This is a genomic window from Actinomadura meridiana (assembly GCF_039537545.1).
Lineage (GTDB): Bacteria > Actinomycetota > Actinomycetes > Streptosporangiales > Streptosporangiaceae > Spirillospora > Spirillospora meridiana.
In genome coordinates, this window is the sequence record NZ_BAABAS010000005.1 from 700128 (window position 1) to 720997 (window position 20870).

The window sequence follows — 20870 nt, forward strand, 5'->3', positions numbered from 1 at the left end:
GTTCAGAGGGCGGTGACGACGGTTAGGGTGCCTGCCGTAATGAGAGCGGCGGCCCAGAGGCGGTCCAGGTTGAACCAGGCTCGGCGGAGGATGGCCAGGCCGACGACCTCGTAGACGACGACGGCGATCACGCCCGCGACGGCGAACATCGACAGGGTGTGGACGGCCGTGACGAATACGCCCGTCGAGACCGCGTTGCCGGATGAGGATGCCAGGCCGTGGTCGTGGCCCGCCGGGGCCGTGCCGGACGCGGTCAGCACCGGCAGCAGCATTAGGCCTGCGCCGTGGGCCGATGACATCAGGAACGACCATCCGGCGAGCTGTCGCAGCGAGATTCGCATGCCGACCCAGCGGAAGTGGCGTTGCGAGAGCAGTCGCCACAGGCCGAAGCCGACGAGGACGGCGCCGCCGCCGATCGCGAGGGCCCGTGTCGCGATGACGGATTGGGTGAGCGCGACGAGGATCGCGACCGTGCCGACCGAGGCTGCGTGGCCCGCGGCGATCGCCGGGAGCGACTGCAGCACGAGGGAACGGCTGCGCTCCTGGAGGCCGCGGGCCACCGCGAACAGCCAGCCCATGGCGGGGTTGACGCCGTGAAAGGCACCGAGCGCCACGAGCGCGGCCAGCGAACCGTCGTTCACGGGTAGCAGTACGAGTCCGAGGAGGCGTCGCCGCCCTGGAGTCGCGTCTGGTGCGGGCGGAGCCCGCGGAAGGCGTCGCCGTTGGGGAAGAAGCGCTCGTCGAAGGCGAAACCGTCGGGGGTCGAGTCGAGCTTGGCCATCCAGGCGCCGACGCCGTCCGGGTAGAACTGGTCGTCCCAGGAGCCGTAGAGCGAGTTGGTGATGTAGACGCGTTTGCCGTCGCGGCTGACCTCCACCATCTGCGGGCCGCCCGCCAGGGGCTGGTCGGGGGCCGCCGGGTGCGGCGTCCGGTCGACGATGCCGCCGACGCGGACCGAGCCCGCCTCGACCGGGTTGAACGGGTCGCTGACGTCGTAGCGCTTCAGTTCGCCGGTGCCCCAGCACGAGACGTACAGCCACTGGTCGTCCACGGACAGGTCGATGTCGGTGATCAGCGGCGGGACCGCGCCGAACGGCTGGATGACCGGCGGCAGGGACTCGGGGTCGGCGGGTTCGGCGGGGATGGTGATGACCTTGCGCGCCGCCCAGGAATCGCCGTCGCGGTGCCAGAGCCATACGGAGGCCGACAGGTCTTCCACGCTGACGACGACGCCCGCGAACCCATAGAGCTTGGTCGGGTCGTGTGCCGGACGTAGTTCGAGGACCATCTGGTGTTGGTCGCCGAGGTCCACTGTTTGGACGTGTTTGCGCGTGCGCAGGTCGAAGAAGTGCAGCGAGTGCCCGTACTTGCGGCTGAGCAGGAGTTCGGCGACGACGCCGTCCTCCACCATGGACGGGGTGCCCCACTCGGACGTGACGAGCACGTCGTGCGCGAGGTGCCACCAGGCGTCGTAGGCGAGGTACTGTGGCCCGCGCTCGACCTCCCAGCGTCCGACCACGTCGAACGAGGTGTGGTCGAGCAGCGCGATCCCGCCGGGGCCGTCCTCGCCGTTGGCGCCGCCGAGCGCCGTCAGGTACAGCCCCTCCGGGCCGCAGTGGACGGTGTGCGGCCGCGAGTACCCGGCGCGTTCGGCCAGCTCGTCCGGCTCGATCACCTTGATGATCTTCGGCGCGACGGGGTCGTCCTTGGTGTCGATGACGTACACGCGCGACGAGCGCAGCCCGGGGACGATCAGATGGCGGCGTTCGACGTGCGGGTGCGGCGACCCGGGGCACAGGGCGCTGCTGCACGCGTTCCACCCGAAGTGGTGCAGTTCGTCGCCGAGGAACGGTAGATCGGTCCAGCCGACGACGGAGCCGTAGGTGGGGGAGTCGGTGTCGACGTCGAGGACGGCGATGGCGTCGGGTTTCTCGGCGGCGCGGTCGAACGCGGCCACGTAGGCGAGCCGCTCGGCCGGCGCGGAGGCGGCGTCGCGCGGTGAGGCGTAGAAGGTCGGATCTGGTGTCCAGAGTGCCATGGTGTCCTCTCGGGCAAGGCGGCCGGTTCCACGACAGGCCAAGCGTCCAACCGGACGGGCGCGATGTCCAACACCTGTCACCTGACGGCAAGGCCAATACCGCCCTCGAAACAATGCTTTCCCTACTGATTTACCATAGAAATGCCCTGGCGGGGGAGGAGAGTAGCCTGGGGGCCGTGGGGGGACGGCGCCGATGACCGCGGACCTGGTGGAATCGCCCGGCGAACTCGGGCGGCTGCTCGACCGGCACGACTATCTGTGCGATGAGGGCCTCGCGACGGCGTGCTTCCTCGCGCTGCGCATGCGGCGGCCGCTGTTCCTCGAAGGCGAGGCGGGCGTCGGCAAGACCGAGCTGGCCAAGGCGCTCGCGCGCGGGCTCGGCGCGCCGCTGATCCGGCTTCAGTGCTACGAGGGGCTCGACGCCTCCCAGGCCCTGTACGACTGGGACTTCCCCCGCCAGCTGCTGCACCTGCGCGCCGCCGAGGCCGCGGGCGCCCGCGACGTCGACCGGCTGGAGGGCGAGCTGTACGACCGCCGGTTCCTGCTGGCCAGGCCGCTGCTCCAGGCCCTGGAGACGGCGCCGAGCGTGCTGCTGGTGGACGAGATCGACCGCGCCGACGACGAGTTCGAGGCGTTCCTGCTCGAGGTGCTCAGCGACTTCACGATCACGGTCCCGGAGCTCGGCACGATCCGGGCGGAGCGGCCGCCGGTCGTGGTGGTCACGTCCAACCGCACCCGCGAGGTGCACGACGCGCTGAAGCGGCGCTGCCTGTACCACTGGCTGGAGCACCCGTCGTTCGACCGCGAGGTCGCGATCATCAGACGGCGGCTGCCCGGCGCGGCGGAGCGGCTCGCCGGGCAGGTCGCCCGCGCGGCGCAGCGGATGCGCGGCGCCGACCTGCTGAAACCGCCCGGCGTGGCGGAGACGCTCGACTGGACGGAGGCGCTCGTCGCGCTCGGCGTCCGCGACCTCGACCCCGGCGCGGCGGCGGTGACGCTCGGCGCCGTCCTCAAATACCGGGAGGACCAACAGCGCGTCCTCGGCGGTGCGCTTGAGGCCCTGCTCGAAGGGGGGTGAGCGGGGCGTGGAACGGGATGTCGTCGAGACGATGGTCGGGTTCGCGCGGACGCTGCGCGCGGCGGGCGGCGCCGCCGATCCCGAACGGGTGCAGGCGATGCTGGCGGTGCTCGACCATCTCGACGTGCTCGACCCGTCCGAGGTGTACTGGGCGGGACGGCTGACGTTGTGCGCGGGCCCCGACGACCTGGCTCGCTACGACCGGTGCTTCGCCGCGTACTTCTCCGGCACGACCGTCCGGCCGGGAAGGCGGATGCCGCAGGTGGTCGTCCGCCGGATGGCGAGCCCTGCCCAAGGTGGCGGCGGGGACGGCGGCGAACGGGCCGGTGGTGTGCGGGCCGCCAACGCCAGCGCGGCCGAGGTTCTGCGCGACCGTGACGTGGCCCGACTAACCGCCGCTGAGCGCGCCGAAGTCGCCCGCCTGATCGCCGTGCTGGACGCGGGCGCCGAGCGCCGCAGGTCGCGCAGGTTCGCGCCCGCGTCGACCGGCAGGCTCGACCCGGCCAGGACCATCAGGGAGACGCTGCGGCGCGGCGGCGAGACGGCGCTGCCACGGCACCGCGCGCACCGCACCCGTCCGCGCCGCGTCGTGCTGATCGTGGACGTCAGCGGTTCGATGAGCCCGTACGCCGACGCCCTGCTGCGGTTCGCGCACGCCGCCACCCGTGCCGGTGGACGCGGCGTGGAGGTGTTCAGCGCCGGGACGCGCCTGACCCGCCTCACCCGCGAGCTGAGGCACCGCGACCCGGACGCGGCGATGGCGGCGGCGTCGGCGGCGATCCCGGACTGGAGCGGCGGCACCCGGCTCGGCGCGGAGCTGAAGGAGTTCCTGGACCGGTTCGGGCAGCGGGGCTTGGCACGCGGCGCGATCGTGGTGATCGCGTCGGACGGCTGGGAGCGCGGCGACGCGGCCCTGCTCGGCGAGCAGATGGCGCGGCTGCACCGGCTGGCGCACCGGGTCGTGTGGGCGAACCCGCACAAGGCGCGTCCCGGCTACGAGCCGCTGACGGCCGGGATGGCGGCGGCGCTCCCGTACGTCGACGACTTCACGTCCGGGCACAGCCTCGGGGCGCTGGAGGAGCTGGCCCGCCTCGTCGCGGGCGCCGGAGGGCGTGCCGGTGCGACATCCGGGAAGGGGACGAACATGAGCGAAGCGAACCGGGGGGTGCGGGGGGTCGTTCCCCCGCAGGGGAGCGCGCATGCGTGACGTGTTGGACGACATCGCCGACTGGTACGCGGCCGGGCGGACGTTCGGGCTCGCGACCGTGGTGAACACCTTCCGCAGCGCGCCGCGTCCGCCGGGCGCTGCGATGGCTGTGTCGCCGGACGGCGAGGTGGCGGGCAGCGTGTCCGGCGGCTGCGTCGAGGGCGCCGTGTACGAGCTGGCGCAGTCGGTGCTGGACAGCGGCGAGCCGGTCGTGCAGCGCTACGGGGTCAGCGACGACGACGCCTTCGCGGTCGGGCTGACCTGCGGAGGGATCCTAGACGTGCTGGTCGAGCCGGTCGGGCCCGCGACGTTCCCGCAGTTCCCGGAGGTCGCCGCGGCGATCGGGGCGCACGAGCCGGTAGCCGTCGCGACCGTCGTCGCGGGGCCCGGCCGGATCGGCGCCCGCCGCCTCGTCTGGCCGGACCGCGCCGACGGTTCGCTCGCGCCCGGCGCCCCGCACGCCGCGCGGCTCGACGCCGCCGTCGACGACGACGCGCGCGGCATGCTCGCGCAGGGACTCACCGGCCAGCGCCACTACGGCCGTGAGGGGGAGCGGCGGCTCGACGACCTGACCGTCTTCGTGCACTCGTTCGCGCCGCCGCCGCGCCTGCTGGTGTTCGGCGCGATCGACTTCGCCGCCGCCGTCGCGCGGATCGGAGCGTTCCTCGGCTACCGCGTGACGGTGTGCGACGCGCGTCCGGTGTTCGCGACGGCCAAGCGGTTCCCGGACGCCGACGAGGTCGTGGTGCAGTGGCCGCACAAGTTCCTCCAGGAGGCGGCGGACGGCATCGACGAGCGGACCGCGATCTGCGTCCTGACCCACGACCCGAAGTTCGACGTCCCGCTGCTGGAGGTCGCGTTGCGCACCGGCGCCGGGTACGTCGGCGCGATGGGGTCGCGCCGCACCCATGCCGACCGTCTCGCCCGGCTCCGTGAGGCGGGCCTGACCGAGGCCGAACTGGGACGGCTGCGCTCCCCGGTGGGGCTCGACCTCGGCGCCCGCACCCCCGAGGAGACGGCGGTGTCGATCGCGGCGGAGCTGGTCCAGTTGCGGTGGGGCGGGTCGGGGCGTCCGCTCACCGACACCACCGGCAGGATCCACGGCGACGCGCCCTGACGCACTACCCTCACAAGATGACATTGCACGGTCAAGAACCCCCGGCGGGCCTGCTGCTCGCGGCGGGGGAGGGCCGCCGGCTGGGCCGTCCGAAGGCAGCGCTGGAGCTGGACGGTGAACGTCTCGTCGACCGCGGCGTCCGGATGCTGCGGGACGCGGGCTGTTCCCCGGTCATCGTGGTGGTCGGGGCGGAGCCGGTCGAGGTGATCGGCGCGGTCGTCGTCCCGAACGCGGACTGGCGGTCGGGCATGGGCTCCTCGCTGCGCGCCGGGTTGGCCGCGCTGCCGCCCGCGTGTCCCGCCGTGGTCGTCGCGCTCGTCGACCAGCCGCTGGTCACCGCAGACGCCGTCCGGCGGCTGATCGCCGCGTACGAGGCGGGCGCCGGGATCGCGGTCGCGACATATGGGGGAGCGCGACGAAATCCCGTCTTGCTGCGGGCCGAGCACTTCGCCGGGGCTGCGGAGGCCGCGGTCGGCGACCTGGGGGCGCGCGAGTTCCTGCGCGCGAACCTCGGGCTGGTCACGCCCGTCCCGTGCGACGACGTCGCCGCGCCCGACGACGTCGACACCCCGGACGACCTCGCCGCCCTGACCAGGAAGGAAAGGCGTTAGGACGGGAAGGCGTCAGGCCAGGAAGGCGTCAGGGCGGGAAGGCGTCAGGGCGCGGGCAGGACGCTCTCGTCCAGCGCCCCGCAGTCGACGGCGCGGCGGAGGCGGGCCGTGAGCGCACTGATGACGGGAGGCTCGTCCACGGCGCCGTTCGCGCCGCCGCCCGCCTGCTCGTGCCACGCCCGTACCCGTCCGATGACGTCGTCGACGCCGGTCAGGTGGAAGGCGTACACGGCGGCGTACCGGCTCGGCAGGTGCGCGGGGTGCAGGTCCCAGCCCTGGTAGAAGCCGTGCCGCAACGAATGCCCGACGTGCGCCGCGTGCGCCGCCCACGCCGCGTTGACCTCGTCGGGGCCGTCGTTGCGGGGCATGACGTTGGACGCGCCGTCCGCCAGCCGCACCCCGGTCCCGGCGAGCGACACCTGCATGACGTGGCGCGCGAAGTCGCAGGACGGGTGGTCGAGGTGCTGTTCGTGCGGCGGCAGCCCGAGCGCGGCCGTGTAGTCGTGCGCGCCGAAGTGCGCGGTGGTGAGGCGGCCCGCGGCGGCGTCCGCGACGGCGCGCAGCCCGATCCGGCCGTCGCCGTCGATGATCGCCTCCGGCGTCTGGACCTGCACCTCGAACCGCAGGATGCCGGACGGCAGGCCGAGCGCGCTCTCCAGCCGGTCCAGCCACTCGGTGAACAGCGCGACCTGCTCGACCGTGACCACCTTCGGGAACGTGATCGTGAACCCGCCGGGGAGCCGTCCGAGCCGGTCGCGCAGCGTGGTGAGGAACCCGTCGAGCGTCCGCATCGACCGTTCGTGCCCGCCGTCCGCGAACGACTTGACCCGCACACCCCAGTAGTGGGGCAGGCCCTTGACCTGGTACGCGGCGGCGACGGCCTCCACAACCTGCTCGACGTGCGCGTCCTCCTCGGCGCCGGGCCGGTCGCCGTAGCCGTCCTCGAAGTCGATCCGCACGTCCTCGACCGGCTCGGTCGCCAGCTTCGCCGCGACCCGCTCGCGGACCGGTCCGGCGATCTCCGGGTCGAGCCCGAACGCAGCGCCGAACGACCCGTCCCCCGGCGTGTGCGTGTTCAGCAGCCGCAGCGCCTCGGCGCCGAAGTCGGCGGGCGTCGAGCGGGAGAACCTGTCGGCCGGCACGAACACCGTGTGCACCGGCTGCCTGCCCTCGGCGCCGCCGCCGGGGCGGCGCCCGCCGTGCTCGTCGCGGGCGGCGGCGATGCGCGCGGACAGGTCGTCGAACGAGGGGACGCTGAGATTCACCCCGATATGATCCCGCACACCCCGCCGGTTGGGGAACCCGTGGCGGCTCAGGTCACGGCCTCGATTCCCCAGGATCCGGTGACCTCGGCGCCCGGTTCGAGGACAGTGACGCCCTCCCCGGACGCGAACGCGTTCGGCGGGCACGTCATCGGTTCGACGCCGAGGCCCGCGCGGGGGTGCGGGGTGTCGTCGGCGGTGTAGATCTCCATCCAGGGGTGCGTCTCGTCCGCCCAGAACCGGACGGTACGGGACCCGCCGGACAGGACGACCCACGCGCGGCCGTCGCCGTCGCGGTTCAGGTCCGTGAAGGCGTTGTCGATCCGGCGGTCGCTGAGCAGCGGGCCCTGCCGCAGGTCGTACTTCGTGCCGGTGACGTCGAGCGACGGCCCGGACGGGATCTTCCGCGCGTCCACCGGCAGGTAGCGGTCGGCGCCGAGCGTGACCGCGCAGGAGTCGATGGGCTGCCCGACCGTGAGGTAGGGGTGCGTGCCGTGACCGTACGGGGCGGGTTCCGTGCCCGTGTTCCGGGCGGTGACGCGGACGCGCAGGCCGTCCGCCGCGTCCAGGACGTACTCGGCCGCCAGGTCGAGCCGGAACGGGTACCCGGCCGAGCCGAGGAGCCGGTGCGCCAGCCGCACCCGGTCGGGGTGCTGCTCGGCGGCCCGCCACGGCGCCCACCGGACCAGCCCGTGGATCGCGCAGTCCCGCTCCGGCTCGGACACGTCGAGCTGGTGCGCGGCGCCGCCGTACTCGTAGCGGCCGCGGTCGACCCGGTTCGGCCACGGGATCAGCAACTGCCCGAACGCGGCGGGCGCGGGCTCGTCGGCGCCGTACGACAGCACCACCGGCCGACCGTCGTGGGTCAGCTCGCGCAGGCCCGCGCCCGCCTCGGTGACGACGGCCTGGTACGGGCCCGCGGCCAGGGCGTACTGCTCCCCGGTGATCGACTCGCTCATGGCCGGACGGTACCCGCGCCCGCGCCGCCTATCCGCGCCCCTGTTCGATCTCGGCGAGGGCGGTGAGGGCGGCGGTGAAGACGGCCCGGGGCGGCTCGACCAGCCCGGCGCCGACCTGGCCCGTCCCGGCCGCGCGTCCGGCGATGCCGGTGTCGATGACCGGCGGGATCCCGGTGCGGACGACGCGGGCGACGTCCACGCCGACCGGGGTGCCGCGGAACGACAGCAGCGGGATCTGGAGCAGCGGATGCTCGGCGAGCGTGATCTCGTACATCCGGTGGGTGGCGGCGAGGGCGCCCGGGACGTCGCCGCCGACGGACCGGACGACCGCTGGCGCGGCGGCGAGCGCGAACCCGCCCATCCCGGCCGTCTCGACGATCGCCGCGTCGCCGAGGTCGGGGTTGGCGTCGTCCGGGCCGTGCCCGCCCAGGTAGCGCCCCTCGGGGACGCTCGCGGGCACGGTGAACCAGCGGTCGCCCGTCCCCGACACCTGGACGCCGAAGTCCGTGCCGTTGGCGGCCATCGCGACGACCAGGCTGGAGCCGGGGACGTTCCGCGCCGCGTCCGCGCACGCCTTCGCCGCCGCCATGCCCACGTTCAGGAAGAACTGGTCGTTGCCCGCCGTGAACCGCAGCGCCGCCGCGGCCCGGTCGCGCGGGACGTCCTCGGCGGCGAGCAGGGCGGGCGCCAGCTCGCGCAGCAGCAGCGACGTCGCCGCCCGGTTCCGGCCGTGCAGCTCGTCGCCCATCCGCAGCGCCTCCGCGATGAGCGCCGTCAGGTCCAGCGGCCCGCGGGTCCGCACCGCCGCCTGGAGGACGGGGCCGAGGACCTCGCCCATCCAGTCCAGCCGGTCGATCACGTCCGGCCCGTACGACCCGAACCGCAGGACCTTCCCGAGGCCCTCGTTGAGTGGGCAGTACGCGGTGCCGCCGTACTCGGCGTCCTCCACGACCAGCATCCACATGGACGGGCTGACGACCCCCGCCATCGGCCCGACCGTGGCGTGCGCGTGGCACGATTCGAGCGTCGCGGCGCCGCGTTCCAGCGCGTGTTCGGCGCCGAGCGGCGTCTCCGCGAGCCCTTCGAGGAGCATCGCGCCGATGAGCGCGCCGCGCATCGGGCCGGACGCGCGTTCCCAGTCCAGGGGTGGGCCCGCATGCAGAAACGTTCCGGCGTCCAGGTCGAGGACGTCTCGGGCGGGCCGCACGTCCACCAGCTGCGGACGGGCCGTGACCAGGCGCTCCACCGCGCGGGCGTTGGCGTCCACGTGGCCCGGGTCGCTCAGGACGGCGGTGAGCGCCGCCTCGGTCTCGCTGGGCGGCGGCCGCCAGTCGACCGGCCGCACCGGCACGCCCTGCGCCGCGAGCGCGTCGGCGAAGACGCCCTCCCCGGCGGTGACCACGACGGGGTCGCGGGCGAGCAACCCGCCGAGTGGACGCGCACGGTCGGCCACGGTCACAGCCCCTCGGATCTCGTCAGGGCGTGCCGGGCCGCCTGGGCGTTGGAGACGAACACGTCGGCGCCCGCGTCGCGCAGCGCCGCCGCCTGCCGATCACGGTCCTGCGGGTCGGCACGCGTGCCGCACAGCGACACGACGACGGCCAAGTCGTCGCGGTCGCGCACCGCGTCCGCGATGGCCGGGGCGAGGGAGGCCGCCGGGTCGGGGTCGGCGCCGTGGCCGAGCACCACGTCGAGTAACAGCACACCGCACGCGGGGTCGGACGCCTCCGCCCGGACGGCCTCCACCCGCGGCGCCGGGTCAGGGCGGGCGCGGACGACGTCGTCGAAGCCGGTGAACCGGTGGCCGCGTTCCGCCAGGTCGGGGCCGAGGGCGTCGCACGCGATCAGCTCGGCCTCGTCGCGGAGGGCCCCGCCCGCGAACAGCCCGCGCAGCGCCGACCCGGCGGCGGGACGCGGGCGCCGTGCCGCCGTCCAGCGCGGCCATTCGGGGACCGTCCGGTGCAGCGACTTCAGCACCTTCTCCGCCGCCGTCGTGAAGTCGTCCTCGCCGGTCGCGAACACCACTGGCGTGTCCAGCCGGCGCGCCGCCTCCCGGATCAGGTCCGCGACGCGCGGCGCGGGCGGCCCGGACACCAGCGCGATCAGCTCGGTGCCGGGATCGGCGTCCAGTGCCGCGAGCGCCGCCAGCGTCGACCGGCCGCTGACCCGTGCCGACAGGTCCCGGGCACCGACGCCGAGGACGTGCCGGACGCCCACGCCAGCCACGTCCAGCAGGCACATCAGCTGCTGCGCGCCCGTCCCGGACGCCGCGACGACCCCGACCGGGCCGGGACGCACCGCGTTGGCGACCCCGAGAGCCGCGCCGCCGACGACGGCCGTCCGGCAGCCGGGGCCCATCACGATCAGGCCGCGCCGCGCCGCCGCCTCCTTCAACGCGATCTCCTGGTCGAGCGGCACGTCGGCGCTGACGATCATGACGTTGAGCCCGGCGGCCAGCGCGTCCATCGCCTCGGGCAGCACATGCGGACCCGGCAGCGACAGCAGCGCGACGGTCGCGGCGCCGCCGGTGCGGACCGCCGCCGCGCCCGTCGTCCGGGGCGGTGCCGCGAACGCGGCCACATCCGGCCGCCGCGACCCCGGATCGCGACGGTCGCGCCGCCGCGCCTCGTCCCGGTCGCTCACGCAGTCGCCCTCGGGGCGTCCCGCCCCGCCGTGAGGGACAGCGCGGCGCGGCAACCCGCGAGGACGCCGTGGGCCAGGTCGGTGCCCGACGTGTGACCCACCGCCAGCAGGCGGCGGACGGCCGCGTCCGGTGCCTCACCACCAACCACGCAGCGCAGCACGGACGTGACCTCGGCGCACGCCCCGCCCGCCGCCGCGCAGTGCAGCAGCGTGGCGGCCAGCGCCGTCGTCCTGGTGCTCGCGTCGGCGGTGACGGCGGCACCCAACCAGTCGGCCATCCAGACAGACCCATGAGCGGAGCGAACCGGGGGGCGCGGGGGGTCGTCCCCCCGCAGGAGGTACGCGGTCTCGCCGTGCTGGAGGACGGCGTCGCCGACCAGCCGCAGCGACACCAGCAGCCCGCACAGGATGTCGTCGCCGCTCGGCGTCAGGCCGGGGCCGAGGCCCACGATCCGTTCGGCCGCCTCCACGGCGCCCGCCAGGTCACCGGCGGCGCAGCGGTCGGCGAGGACGGCGGGGTCCGGGTGGTCGCCGAGGCCGCCGCCCGTCATCCCCGCGTCGGCCAGCGCCGCCTCCAGGTCCCGGACGCCGTCGGCGAGCGCGGACGGCCGCATCCGGCCGAGCGTCGGCGACGGGTCCCACCAGCGGCGGACGCGCACGCTCAGCGGACCCGCCTCCACACGGCCGTCCCCGACCCACGCCTCACCGCCCTCGCCGATCCCGCGGAACGGCTGCTCCCGGCGCGCCGGGACGACCACCACCGCGTTCGGCAGCCGGTGCGCGTCGGACGTGACGACGGCGAGCACCCGCGGCTCGGGCCCGCCCCGCAGCTCCAGGTACAGGGCCGACGGGAACACGGCGATGACGCGTGCGGACCGGCGCGGCGGATCGAGCACCGGCCGCAGCGCCAGGCTCGCGGCCCCCGCGGCGGGCGGCCTCCGTCCGGGACGAGCCGGGAGCGGGATCGGTTCGCGGACGAGTGCGGTCACGGCGCTCCACCTTTCTGGGGGGCGACCCCCAGCCCCCGCGACAGGTGCGACGAACCTCGCGTCGCCGCGGTCATCGCACCTCCGGGCCGGCCTCGGTTGCCATCCGGCGCATGGACGGCCCGGCCTCTGCCGAGACGGTAGAACGGCCTCTCCATCGGACGTATGGAGAAAGCTGCCAAGGATGCTTGTCATCGTTCGTCTGAGTTGTCACTGTTGATCAGGAACCGGTAGCGATCACGCCGTAACAGGCGATGTACGCACCAAAAGGCGAGGTGACCCCTGGCATGAGTTACACCACAGCGGACCCGGGCCCACCGGCCCTCAGGCTCGCCAGCACCGGAACGCTGACCTACGGCCTGTCCGTCGGTGAGGTTCTGGGCGTCAGCACCCTGAACGGCGCCCGCCTCATCGCGGGCCGCGCCGGACTCGAGCGCGTCGTCCAGCGCCTCAACGTGATGGAGGTCCCCGACGTCCTGTCGTGGGTGAAGCCGAACGAACTGCTCCTGACGACCGGCTACCCCCTCCGCAACACCCCCCAGTCGCTCGACAACCTGGTCGCCGATCTCGACGACCGCGGCCTCGCCGCATTGGCGATCAAGCTCGGTCGCTATCTCGACTCGCTCCCCGCGGAGATGATCGCGCAAGCCGACCGGCGCGGATTCCCGCTGATACTGCTCCCCAACGACGTCGGCTTCGACGACATCCTGAACCAGGTCCTGACAGACATCCTCAACCGCCAAGCGTCCGTGCTCGCCCGCACCGAGGAGGTGCACCGCGCGCTCGTCCAGATCGTGCTGTGCGGCGGCGGCCTCAAGGAGGTCGTGGACGAGGTCGCGTCCCTGCTCGACGTCGCCGTCGTCGTCGTGGACGGCGAACAGCGGGTGCTGGCCGCCGCCGGGCCGGACGAGCACGTGCAGGCCATGCGCGGCTTCGACGCGGGCCGGCACGCGGCCTGCGGGCGCGGCGGCTGCGGCATCATCGGCGCCCACGGCACCGGCGACCACCTGGTCGTGCCCGTGATGGCGGGCGGCTTCGACCACGGCCGCATCATCGCGTTCAGCCCCGGCGGCGCTCTGCGCGGCACCGATCTCGGCATCCTGGAACGCGCCGCGACCGTCGCCGCGCTCGTGGTGACCAAGCAGCAGGCGGTCGCCGCCGTCGAGAGCAAGTACCGTGCCGACTTCCTCCGCGACATCCTCGCGGGACGCGCGGGCGACGACGACCGTGTCATCGCCCACTGCGCGGGATTCGGCTGGGATCTCGACCGTCCCGTCATGGTGGTCGTCGCCGAACTCGACGGCCGCCCGCGCGGCAACCCGTCCGTCCCCGAAACGGACGGGAAGGGCCGCGTGCGGGGAGCCGAACCCGACGGCGGCACCCGCGGCGGCCGGGGCGCCGAGGAACGCACGGCGCAGGAACGCCTCGCCGCGGCCTGGATGTCGGCGGTCCGCCGCCACGACCGGGGCGCGGCCGTCGCGAGCTTCGCGCACGAGGTCGTCGCGGTCATCGGCGCGGACGGCACCGACTCCGCCGAGCTGGCGGACGGTCCCGTCCAGGCGATGCTGAAGGAGGCGTCGTCGATCTTCGCCGAGCATCTGCCCGTGCGGCGGACGTTCTCCACCGGCATCAGCCGGACGGTGACGTCCCCGGCCGCGCTACCCGAGGCGTACGAGCAGGCCGTCAAGGCCGTGCGCGTCGGGCGGCAGCTCAACGGCGCGGGCGCGCGGGCGCACTTCGACCAGCTCGGCGTGTACCGGCTGCTGAGCCTGGTGTCCGACCCGGAGGAACTGCACGCCTTCGTCCGCGAGACGCTCGGCGACCTCGCCTCCGACGACGAACCGGAACTGGTCGACCTCCGGCGCACCCTCCAGGTGCTGCTGGAGACCAACCTCAACGTCGCCGAGACCGCCCGCCGACTCCACTTCCACTACAACACGCTTCGCTACCGGATCGGGAAGCTGGAAAGGATGCTCGGGGCGTTCACCGAGGACGCGCACCTGCGGCTCAACCTCACCCTCGCCCTTCACGTGCTGCGCATGCGCGGGATCTGAGGGTAGTCTCACCGTCCCGGTGACGCGGCGTACGGGACGGTGAGAGGCGGGTCCGATGGTGTTCGGCTGGAAGCTGCACGGCGACGGCCGGACGCCGCCGCCGGGCGAGGTCGTCCCGCCGGGCGAGCGGCTGTCCTGGCCGCGCACCGCGGGCATCGGCGCCCAGCACGTGGTGGCGATGTTCGGCGCGACGTTCGTGTTCCCCGTCGTGATGGGCCTGGACCCCAACCTGGCGATCATGATGTCCGGGGTCGCGACGATCCTGTTCCTGCTGATCGTCGGCGGCCGCGTCCCGAGCTACCTCGGCAGCAGCGCCTCGTTCGTGGGCGCGGTCGCCGCGATCCGCGCGGCGGGCGGCGACACCGCGACGGTGACCGGCGCGATCCTCGTCGCGGGCGCCGTGCTGACGGTGGTCGGTGTGCTCGTCCACGTCGTCGGCGGCGACGTCGTCCACCGGGTGTTCCCACCGGTCGTGACGGGCGCGGTCGTGATGCTGATCGGGTTCAACCTGGCCCCGGTGGTCGCGACCGTCTACTGGCCGCAGGACCAGTGGGTCGCGCTCGCCACGCTCGGGTTCGCGGTGTTCTGCACGGTGCTGCCGCGCGGATTCTGGTCGCGGATCGCGGTGCTGCTCGCGCTCGTCTTCGGGTTTGTCCTGTCATGGCTGCTGGACAGCACCGCGGGCAAGGTCACCTCCGTCCTGCCCGGTCAGAACCTCCTGAACGCGGCGGGCAAACCCTGCCCCACAGAGGGGACCTACTGCGTCGCGACAGCGTTCCCGCACGACCGGATCGACTTCGGGGGCGTCGACGCGGCCGACTGGTTCGGGTTCCCGAGCCTGCACGGCCCCGACTTCACGACCTCGGCGATCCTGCTGGCGCTGCCGCCCGTCATCGCGCTGATCGCGGAGAACACCGGGCACGTCAAGGCCGTCGCCGCGATGACCGGCGACGACCTCGACCCCGTCCTCGGCCGCGCCATCACCGCCGACGGGATCGGCACCGTCCTCGCCACCGCGGTCGGCGGATCGCCCACCACCACCTACGCCGAGAACATCGGCGTCATGGCCGCCACCCGCATCTACTCGACCGCCGCGTACTACGTCGCGGCGGTCGTCGCGGTCCTGTTCGGGCTGTGCCCGAAGTTCGGCGCGCTCGTCGCCGCGACGCCCGGCGGCGTCCTCGGCGGCATCACCGTCGTGCTGTACGGGATGATCGGGCTGCTCGGCGCCAAGATCTGGATCGAGAACCGGGTGGACTTCGGCGACCCCGTCAACCTCGTCCCGGTCGCGGCCGGGATCATCCTCGCCGTCGGGAACGTGACACTGGACATCACCGACGACTTCCCGTTGCAGGGCATCGCGCTCGGCACCGTCGCCGTCCTGCTCGGCTACCACCTGCTGAACGCGCTCCGGCGGCCGGACGGCGCGGGCGGCGGCGTCATCGCCCCGGCGGAACGGGAGATCGGCGGCCCCGTCCGGCCGTCGAACGCCGACGGAAGTTGAGGCTGGCGGGGTCGGCTCGGGTAGCGGGGGACCTCAACCCCGCCAGCGTGTTGACCCTAATAAAAGAGAAGGTCAGCGCTCCGCGTAACCGTGATTCCTCCGGGAAGGTCGGGTTTCACCCGTGCGACGGTTCCGGCTGGTCGGGCACCGTCCCGCCAAGGGAGCGCGGCAGGTAGTTCTGGACGGCGGCGGGCCGGAACCCGGCCTGCCTGATCCAGCCCAGCATGGTCTGGAACTGACCGGCCAGACCCTTGCGGTAGTGCATCAGGATGATGTCCCCGGGCTTGAAGCCCTTGCCGCCGTCCCCGCGCGCGAAACCGTTGAACCCGACCCCGGGCCCGGTCGTCCCGTTGTAGAACTCCGCCGACCACAACAGCAGCGACTTGATGCCGCACTCCTTCGCGACCTGCCGCGTCGTGTGGTTGAAACTCCCGAACGGCGGACGGAAGACCTCGGGCCGCCGCCCGTACTGCTTCTCGATCCTGTCGGAAGCGTCACAGATCTGCCGCTTCTGCGCGTCGGCCCCGAGCGACGCCATGTTGGGATGGTCAACGGTGTGGTTCTCCATGGGAGACCCCGCGTTGCGCATGGCCCAGAAGTACTGTCCTTGGCCTCGGATGTAGGTCGACGTCAGGAACGTCATGATGGGGACCTTGTTCTTGCGGACGAGGTTCACGAACTCGGAGTCGTAGGTGTAGCCGTCGTCGATGGTGAGGAAGACGACCCGATCCTGCGTCTCGATGCGGCTGATCGTGGGGGGAAGCCCGTCTTTGTCCGGTTTTGGCATCGTCCAGGAGCCGGGTTTCGGTTTCTCCCACGCCTGGTCGCCCAGGACGGAGGCGAGCTGCGTCCGCATGGACGGTCCCGAGTCACCCGCCTGCGCGGTCAGGACGGGCCAGCCGCCCGCGGCCACGCCGACCACACCGGCGGCGACCATGGTGATCACGGGCGTCTTACCTCGCATGTGCCGCGTACTCCGTTCACTTGTCGACCGGGAGTGTCGCATCGGTTGACGCGCCGGTGACGAGGGGAGTTCGCGTCCGGCGGGAACCTGCCGGACATATCTGATCATTTATCGCTATCGGACGTGCGCATCTGCCCGTTCGTCGGCGTGTACTGCCCTTTCGGGCAACGCCGTCGTCCCCGAAGACCCCACCCAAGCGGAACGCGCGGCCCCCACCCGCCGAAGCGAACAGGACCCGCGCGTCCGAGTGCTCAGTTGACCGCGACTAGGTCGACGACGAAGATGAGCGTCTCGCCGGGCTTGATGGCCGGGCTCGGGCTCCGGTCGCCGTAGGCGAGGTGCGCCGGGATGACGAGCTTGCGCCGCCCCCCGACCTTCATCCCGACGATCCCCATGTCCCACCCCTTGATGACGCGCCCGCCGCCGAGGTCGAAGTCGAACGTCTCACCCCGGTTCCAGGAGGCGTCGAACTCCTCCCCGGTCGACCACGACACGCCGACATAGTGCATCGACACCTTCGAGCCCTTGGCGGCCTCGGCGCCGTCGCCCTCGGTGATGTCGGTGATGTCGAGGTACGTGGGCGGCTGTCCCTCGGGGAAGTCGATCTCGGGGCGTTCCAGCGCCATGAAGAGGCTCCATCGCTCTCGTCGAATACGGAACCGCCCAGCCTAGCCCCCACCCCCACACACCCATGGCAGACCGTCGACACTGAGCACGACGGCGGTCCACCCGAGTACTTCAGAATAAGATCTGATATTCTGCGGCTATGAGCACCACGACCCGTCCGGACTCGGTCACCTTCTCTGACCTGTCCCGCAACCCCCGCGCCGTCGCGGAGCGGGCGTCGAGGCTGGGACGGGTACGCGTGACCCATCGTGACGCGCCGGACTTCTATCTCACGGCCGCCGACCGTGAAGAGCAGCGTGACGAAACACTGGCCACAGCCTCACGGCTCTTCATGGCGCTCATGAAGCAGGACGAGGGCGCCCGCGATCTGCTGCTCGCCATGCCCGACGTCTTTCCCTGGGTCCGTCACCTCAGCGTCTCCGAAGTCCGCGCGTTCACCGTGGAACTCGTCGAGGCGCTCTCGGACGCGGCGGAGCTCGACCTGGACGTGTCGATCCACGAGGTCATCATCGGATGGCGCGCCACCGCGCGCATCAAGGCGGACCCGCAGCAACACGCGGACGCGACGCGGCCCACCAGCGGTGACTTCGGCCCGGTCGAAGTCAATCCATGAGCCCCAAACGAGGCGACCGGGTCACCGTCCCCCTCCAACCGACGAATGGGATCTGCGCTTCGGAACAAGCGAGGCGGTGCGCGGTTGGGAAGATCTGTGCCGCCTCGCTCTGGCCAACACCCGGCGATGCTTCGAGATCCTCCGAAGCGAGCCGCGCTCCCGCGCCACCACAACGGCAGCATCGGCTCCGCGGTGACCTCGCCACTCGCCGCCACAACGGCCACGAGCTGGAGCAGTGGGAGTACGAGGTCACCAGCGGAGGCCGCGTGCGCTACGTCATCGACGACGATGCCCGCGTCGTGTGGGTCATCTACGCCTCGCCTCGCCTCGCCACCCCAAGGACACCGACAGCTGATTCGGGCTACCCCAGGGCTGTCCGTCAACCCGGGTAGAGGGTGGTGAAGTGGTGGGGGGTGAAGGTTGTGCCGTTTATGTGGAGGTTGGCGTGGGTGCGGGTGGCGTCGGTGGTGAAGTGGGCTTGTTCGCGGGTTGTCCAGGTTTCCCAGGCGGTGGCGTATTCGGGGCCGTCGCGGTCGAGGGCTCGGGCGCGGCGGAGGGGGAGTGGGGCGTCGATCCAGATGCGGTAGGCGGCGGGTGAGCCCGTCCAGGCGGCGCCTACGCCTTCGATGATGATGAGTGGTGCGGGTGGGATTTCTTCTTCGAGGGCGTAGCGGTCGTGGTGCCAGTCGTAGCGGCGGAGGTGGGCGGGGCGGCCTTCGCCGAGTGGGGTCAGGACGGTTTCCTGGAGTGGTTTCCACCAGGTGAGGATTTCTGCGTCCCAGGGGACGCGGAAATCGTCGGAGCGGATGATGGGTGCTCCGACCAGGGCGGCGGCCAGGTAGGTGGTGAAGGTTGATTTTCCGGCGCCGCTCGGGCCGTCCACCGCGATGAGGCGTGCCGGGCCGCAGGACGGGGGCAGTGTGAGCAGGCGCGTGGCGAGCGCGGGGTAGGTCGCGGTGGTGTCCGGCACGGACGGCATACTTCCAGGACCACAGGGAGAGGGGCCAACGATGGATCTGCTCGGTGCGGCGGGCGGGCCGGTGCGGGTCGCGGGACGGGAACTGCCTCGTGAGGAGTTGTTCGACTGGGCGTCGGCTGTCGCGGCGGAGATCCGGGGCGCCGATGTCGTTGCGGTGCAGGCGACCGCGTCGATGGAGACTGTGGTCGCTGTTGTGGGGGGTCTGCTCGCGGGCGTTCCTGTTGTGCCGTTGCCGCCGGATTCTGGGCCTGACGAGCGCGCCCATATTCTTGGTGATTCCGGTGCGAGTTTGTTGCTCGGGGTTAGTGGTGGGGGGCGGCAGAAGGAGCCGCCTCTGGTTCCGGTGGACGGAGTGCCTCGGGGGCGGAGTTTTCGGGGTGAGGTTTCGGCGGATGCCACGGCGCTGATTCTTTATACGAGCGGGACGACCGGGGCGCCGAAGGGTGTGCTCGTTTCACGGGGTGCGATCGCGGCTGGGTTGGACGCGCTTGCCGAGGCCTGGGCGTGGACGGCCGATGACGTTCTCGTTCATGGGTTGCCGCTGTTTCATGTGCATGGACTTGTGCTTGGGGTGCTCGGGGCGTTGCGGGTTGGGTCGCCGCTTGTTCATACAGGGCGTGCGAAGCCGGACGGGTATGCGGCGGCGGCTGAGGGTGGCGGGTCTTTGTTCTTCGGGGTCCCGACTGTGTGGTCGCGGGTGGTGGCGGACGCGGGTGCAGCGCGGGCTCTTCGTGGGGCGCGGTTGTTGGTGTCCGGTAGCGCGCCCCTTCCTGTGCCCGTGTTCGAGCGGCTTGTCGCGCTCACTGGGCATCGGCCGGTCGAGCGGTACGGCATGACCGAGACGCTCATCACGGTCAGCGCCCGCGCGGACGGCGACCGGCGGCCCGGATACGTCGGCCTGCCGCTGCCCGGCGTGGAGACCCGGCTGGTCGCCGAGGACGGCGGTCCCGGGCCGGTGGACGGCGAGACGCCCGGTGAGCTGCACGTCCGGGCGCCGCTGCTGTTCCAGGGGTATCTCAACCGTCCCGAGGCGACCGCGGCGTCGTTCGCGGACGGCGGTTGGTTCCGCACCGGCGACATCGCGACCATCGGGCAGGCCGGGTGGCACCGGATCGTCGGCCGCGCGTCCACCGACCTGATCAAGAGCGGCGGCTACCGGATCGGCGCGGGCGAGGTCGAGAACGCGCTGCTCGCGCACCCGGGCGTCCGGGAGGCCGCCGTCGTCGGCACCCGGCACGACGATCTCGGCGAGCAGGTCACCGCCTATGTCGTCGCGGACGGGGTCGCGGAACCGCAGCTCATCGAGTTCGTCGCCGAGCGGCTGTCGGTCCACAAGCGCCCCCGCGTGGTGCACCTGGTCGACGCGCTGCCGCGCAACGCGATGGGCAAGGTCGTCAAGACCCGTCTGGGCGAACCGGCCTAGGGGAGCAGCTCGGCCAGGACGGGCCGGACGAACTCCCGCGCCGCCGACTCCTCCGGGGCAGGTCCGTCGGAGCCCACGGAGAAGTAGCGCAGGAACCCCTGCTGGAAGCAGGTGCCCATCAGCAGGGCGGCGACGGCTGCGGTGTCGGCGTCCGCCAGGATGCGGCCGAGGTCGCGTTCGGCGTCCAGGTAGCGGGTGAGCGCGGCGACCGGTTCGTGCGGCCCGGCGCCGTACTTGCGGAGCGAGTCGCGGGCCGCTCGCATCAGCCGGGGCTGCGCCGCCGCCGAGTCCAGGCGGACGTCATGGACGCCGACGCCATCGAGGAGACCGTCAAGGGGCGCCACGCCGTCATCTCCGCGCTCGGCTCCCGCGAGGGCCGCGTCCCCACGCGCGTCTGCCAGGACGGCACGCGCGCCATCACGGCCGCCATGTTCGCGGCGGGGACGGAGCGGTTCGTGCTGGTCAGCGCGTCCGGGCTCCACTCGGGACGCGGCGACGACCCGGTCACCCGGTTCGTCGCCAAGCCGATCCTGCAGCGCGTCCTGAAGCACGCCTTCGACGACATGCGGGTCGCCGAGCGCGTCACACGCGACTCCGGGCTCGGCTGGACGATCGTCCGCCCGCCCCGTCTCACCGACGGCACCGGCAAGACCGGCTACCGCAAGGCCGTCGACCGCAACGTCCTCGGCGGCGTGTCGATCACCCGCTCCGCCCTCGCCGCCGCACTTCTCGACGCGGCGGCCGACCCGTCCACCATCGGGCACGTCGTCTCCGTCGCGGGCTGAGCACCCGCATGACACCTGTC

The 20870-nt window shown here is 72.8% G+C and carries 20 protein-coding genes; 9 read left to right on the forward strand and 11 right to left on the reverse strand.

Translation table 11 applies throughout. The annotated features are described in order from the left end of the window. Positions 1-2: 2 nt before the first annotated feature. On the reverse strand, positions 3-641 hold the full coding sequence (locus ABD808_RS12505; RefSeq protein ID WP_344894791.1) for a hypothetical protein: 639 nt from the start codon (positions 639-641) through the stop codon (positions 3-5). Then, positions 638-2038: a selenium-binding protein SBP56-related protein gene (locus tag ABD808_RS12510; RefSeq protein ID WP_344894793.1), complete on the reverse strand. Its 1401-nt coding sequence runs from the start codon at positions 2036-2038 to the stop codon at positions 638-640. The genes ABD808_RS12505 and ABD808_RS12510 overlap by 4 nt, the downstream gene beginning before the upstream one ends. A gap of 193 nt (positions 2039-2231) precedes the next feature. On the opposite strand from ABD808_RS12510, the gene ABD808_RS12515 reads away from it, so the two are divergent. The 4 genes from ABD808_RS12515 to ABD808_RS12530 are packed head-to-tail and all read left to right on the forward strand — an operon-like array spanning position 2232 to position 6051. Further along, positions 2232-3116 carry an AAA family ATPase gene (locus ABD808_RS12515; RefSeq protein WP_344894796.1) on the forward strand — a complete coding sequence of 295 codons (885 nt, stop codon included), beginning with the start codon at positions 2232-2234 and terminating at the stop codon, positions 3114-3116. A 7-nt stretch (positions 3117-3123) separates the two neighbouring features. After that, positions 3124-4323, forward strand: coding sequence for a vWA domain-containing protein (locus ABD808_RS12520; protein WP_344894799.1), 1200 nt, complete (start codon positions 3124-3126; stop codon positions 4321-4323). Then, positions 4316-5440, forward strand: a complete 1125-nt coding sequence (locus tag ABD808_RS12525) for an XdhC family protein (RefSeq protein WP_344894802.1) — start codon at positions 4316-4318, stop codon at positions 5438-5440. Before ABD808_RS12520 ends, ABD808_RS12525 begins: the two co-directional genes overlap by 8 nt. 17 nt (positions 5441-5457) lie before the next feature. After that, positions 5458-6051, forward strand: coding sequence for a nucleotidyltransferase family protein (locus ABD808_RS12530; protein WP_344894809.1), 594 nt, complete (start codon positions 5458-5460; stop codon positions 6049-6051). 44 nt (positions 6052-6095) lie between these two features. Here the strand turns inward: ABD808_RS12530 and ABD808_RS12535 are convergent, their stop codons facing one another. The 5 genes from ABD808_RS12535 to ABD808_RS12555 are packed head-to-tail and all read right to left on the reverse strand — an operon-like array spanning position 6096 to position 11904. Next, on the reverse strand, positions 6096-7316 hold the full coding sequence (locus ABD808_RS12535) for a DUF6986 family protein (RefSeq protein ID WP_344894814.1): 1221 nt from the start codon (positions 7314-7316) through the stop codon (positions 6096-6098). 47 nt (positions 7317-7363) lie between these two features. Continuing rightward, a complete protein-coding gene (locus tag ABD808_RS12540) occupies positions 7364-8272 on the reverse strand; it encodes an aldose 1-epimerase family protein (protein WP_344894817.1) in 909 nt (302 codons plus the stop codon). Between the two features lie 28 nt (positions 8273-8300). Next, positions 8301-9725 (reverse strand): YlbE family protein, encoded by a 1425-nt coding sequence (locus ABD808_RS12545; protein WP_344894821.1) that lies wholly within the window; start codon positions 9723-9725, stop codon positions 8301-8303. A gap of 2 nt (positions 9726-9727) precedes the next feature. Next, complete coding sequence (locus ABD808_RS12550) at positions 9728-10915, reverse strand: AllF/FdrA family protein (RefSeq protein WP_344894825.1); 1188 nt, start codon at positions 10913-10915, stop codon at positions 9728-9730. After that, on the reverse strand, positions 10912-11904 hold the full coding sequence (locus ABD808_RS12555; protein ID WP_344894829.1) for an oxamate carbamoyltransferase subunit AllH family protein: 993 nt from the start codon (positions 11902-11904) through the stop codon (positions 10912-10914). The genes ABD808_RS12550 and ABD808_RS12555 overlap by 4 nt, the downstream gene beginning before the upstream one ends. 284 nt (positions 11905-12188) lie before the next feature. Here ABD808_RS12555 and ABD808_RS12560 point away from each other — a divergent pair, with 284 nt between their 5' ends. Next, a complete protein-coding gene (locus tag ABD808_RS12560) occupies positions 12189-13955 on the forward strand; it encodes a PucR family transcriptional regulator (RefSeq protein ID WP_344894832.1) in 1767 nt (588 codons plus the stop codon). A gap of 55 nt (positions 13956-14010) precedes the next feature. Continuing rightward, positions 14011-15459 (forward strand): uracil-xanthine permease family protein, encoded by a 1449-nt coding sequence (locus tag ABD808_RS12565; protein WP_344894835.1) that lies wholly within the window; start codon positions 14011-14013, stop codon positions 15457-15459. Positions 15460-15574: 115 nt separating this feature from the next. Here ABD808_RS12565 and ABD808_RS12570 read toward each other — a convergent pair whose 3' ends face one another. Continuing rightward, positions 15575-16423: a polysaccharide deacetylase family protein gene (locus tag ABD808_RS12570; protein WP_344894838.1), complete on the reverse strand. Its 849-nt coding sequence runs from the start codon at positions 16421-16423 to the stop codon at positions 15575-15577. 251 nt (positions 16424-16674) lie between these two features. Continuing rightward, a complete protein-coding gene (locus tag ABD808_RS12575) occupies positions 16675-17049 on the reverse strand; it encodes an FKBP-type peptidyl-prolyl cis-trans isomerase (protein ID WP_344894840.1) in 375 nt (124 codons plus the stop codon). A gap of 140 nt (positions 17050-17189) precedes the next feature. Between ABD808_RS12575 and ABD808_RS12580 the strand changes: the two genes are divergently transcribed. Beyond that, positions 17190-17663, forward strand: coding sequence for a hypothetical protein (locus ABD808_RS12580; protein ID WP_344894842.1), 474 nt, complete (start codon positions 17190-17192; stop codon positions 17661-17663). Between the two features lie 379 nt (positions 17664-18042). On the opposite strand, the gene ABD808_RS12585 is transcribed toward ABD808_RS12580, so the two are convergent. Beyond that, entirely contained in the window at positions 18043-18633 is a 591-nt protein-coding gene (locus ABD808_RS12585) for a uridine kinase family protein (RefSeq protein ID WP_344894845.1), read from the reverse strand. 40 nt (positions 18634-18673) lie between these two features. On the opposite strand from ABD808_RS12585, the gene ABD808_RS12590 reads away from it, so the two are divergent. Further along, positions 18674-20065 carry an acyl-CoA synthetase gene (locus ABD808_RS12590; protein WP_344894848.1) on the forward strand — a complete coding sequence of 464 codons (1392 nt, stop codon included), beginning with the start codon at positions 18674-18676 and terminating at the stop codon, positions 20063-20065. On the opposite strand, the gene ABD808_RS12595 is transcribed toward ABD808_RS12590, so the two are convergent. Next, the gene (locus ABD808_RS12595; protein WP_344894851.1) at positions 20062-20409 is read right to left on the reverse strand and encodes a hypothetical protein; all 348 of its coding nucleotides are present in this window, start codon (positions 20407-20409) and stop codon (positions 20062-20064) included. The genes ABD808_RS12590 and ABD808_RS12595 overlap by 4 nt on opposite strands. Here ABD808_RS12595 and ABD808_RS12600 point away from each other — a divergent pair. Beyond that, complete coding sequence (locus ABD808_RS12600) at positions 20368-20850, forward strand: NAD(P)-dependent oxidoreductase (RefSeq protein WP_344894854.1); 483 nt, start codon at positions 20368-20370, stop codon at positions 20848-20850. The genes ABD808_RS12595 and ABD808_RS12600 overlap by 42 nt on opposite strands. The last annotated feature ends 20 nt before the right edge of the window (positions 20851-20870 follow it).

What these genes read in the sequence shown, in the direction of transcription:
- ABD808_RS12510 (WP_344894793.1), bottom strand. Translation starts at nt 2,038, where the DNA reads ATGGCACTCTGGACACCAGATCCGACCTTCTACGCCTCACCGCGCGAC.
- ABD808_RS12515 (WP_344894796.1), top strand. Translation starts at nt 2,232, where the DNA reads ATGACCGCGGACCTGGTGGAATCGCCCGGCGAACTCGGGCGGCTGCTC.
- ABD808_RS12525 (WP_344894802.1), top strand. Translation starts at nt 4,316, where the DNA reads ATGCGTGACGTGTTGGACGACATCGCCGACTGGTACGCGGCCGGGCGG.
- ABD808_RS12530 (WP_344894809.1), top strand. Translation starts at nt 5,458, where the DNA reads ATGACATTGCACGGTCAAGAACCCCCGGCGGGCCTGCTGCTCGCGGCG.
- ABD808_RS12540 (WP_344894817.1), bottom strand. Translation starts at nt 8,272, where the DNA reads ATGAGCGAGTCGATCACCGGGGAGCAGTACGCCCTGGCCGCGGGCCCG.
- ABD808_RS12560 (WP_344894832.1), top strand. Translation starts at nt 12,189, where the DNA reads ATGAGTTACACCACAGCGGACCCGGGCCCACCGGCCCTCAGGCTCGCC.
- ABD808_RS12565 (WP_344894835.1), top strand. Translation starts at nt 14,011, where the DNA reads ATGGTGTTCGGCTGGAAGCTGCACGGCGACGGCCGGACGCCGCCGCCG.
- ABD808_RS12570 (WP_344894838.1), bottom strand. Translation starts at nt 16,423, where the DNA reads ATGCGAGGTAAGACGCCCGTGATCACCATGGTCGCCGCCGGTGTGGTC.
- ABD808_RS12575 (WP_344894840.1), bottom strand. Translation starts at nt 17,049, where the DNA reads ATGGCGCTGGAACGCCCCGAGATCGACTTCCCCGAGGGACAGCCGCCC.
- ABD808_RS12580 (WP_344894842.1), top strand. Translation starts at nt 17,190, where the DNA reads ATGAGCACCACGACCCGTCCGGACTCGGTCACCTTCTCTGACCTGTCC.
- ABD808_RS12590 (WP_344894848.1), top strand. Translation starts at nt 18,674, where the DNA reads ATGGATCTGCTCGGTGCGGCGGGCGGGCCGGTGCGGGTCGCGGGACGG.
- ABD808_RS12600 (WP_344894854.1), top strand. Translation starts at nt 20,368, where the DNA reads ATGGACGCCGACGCCATCGAGGAGACCGTCAAGGGGCGCCACGCCGTC.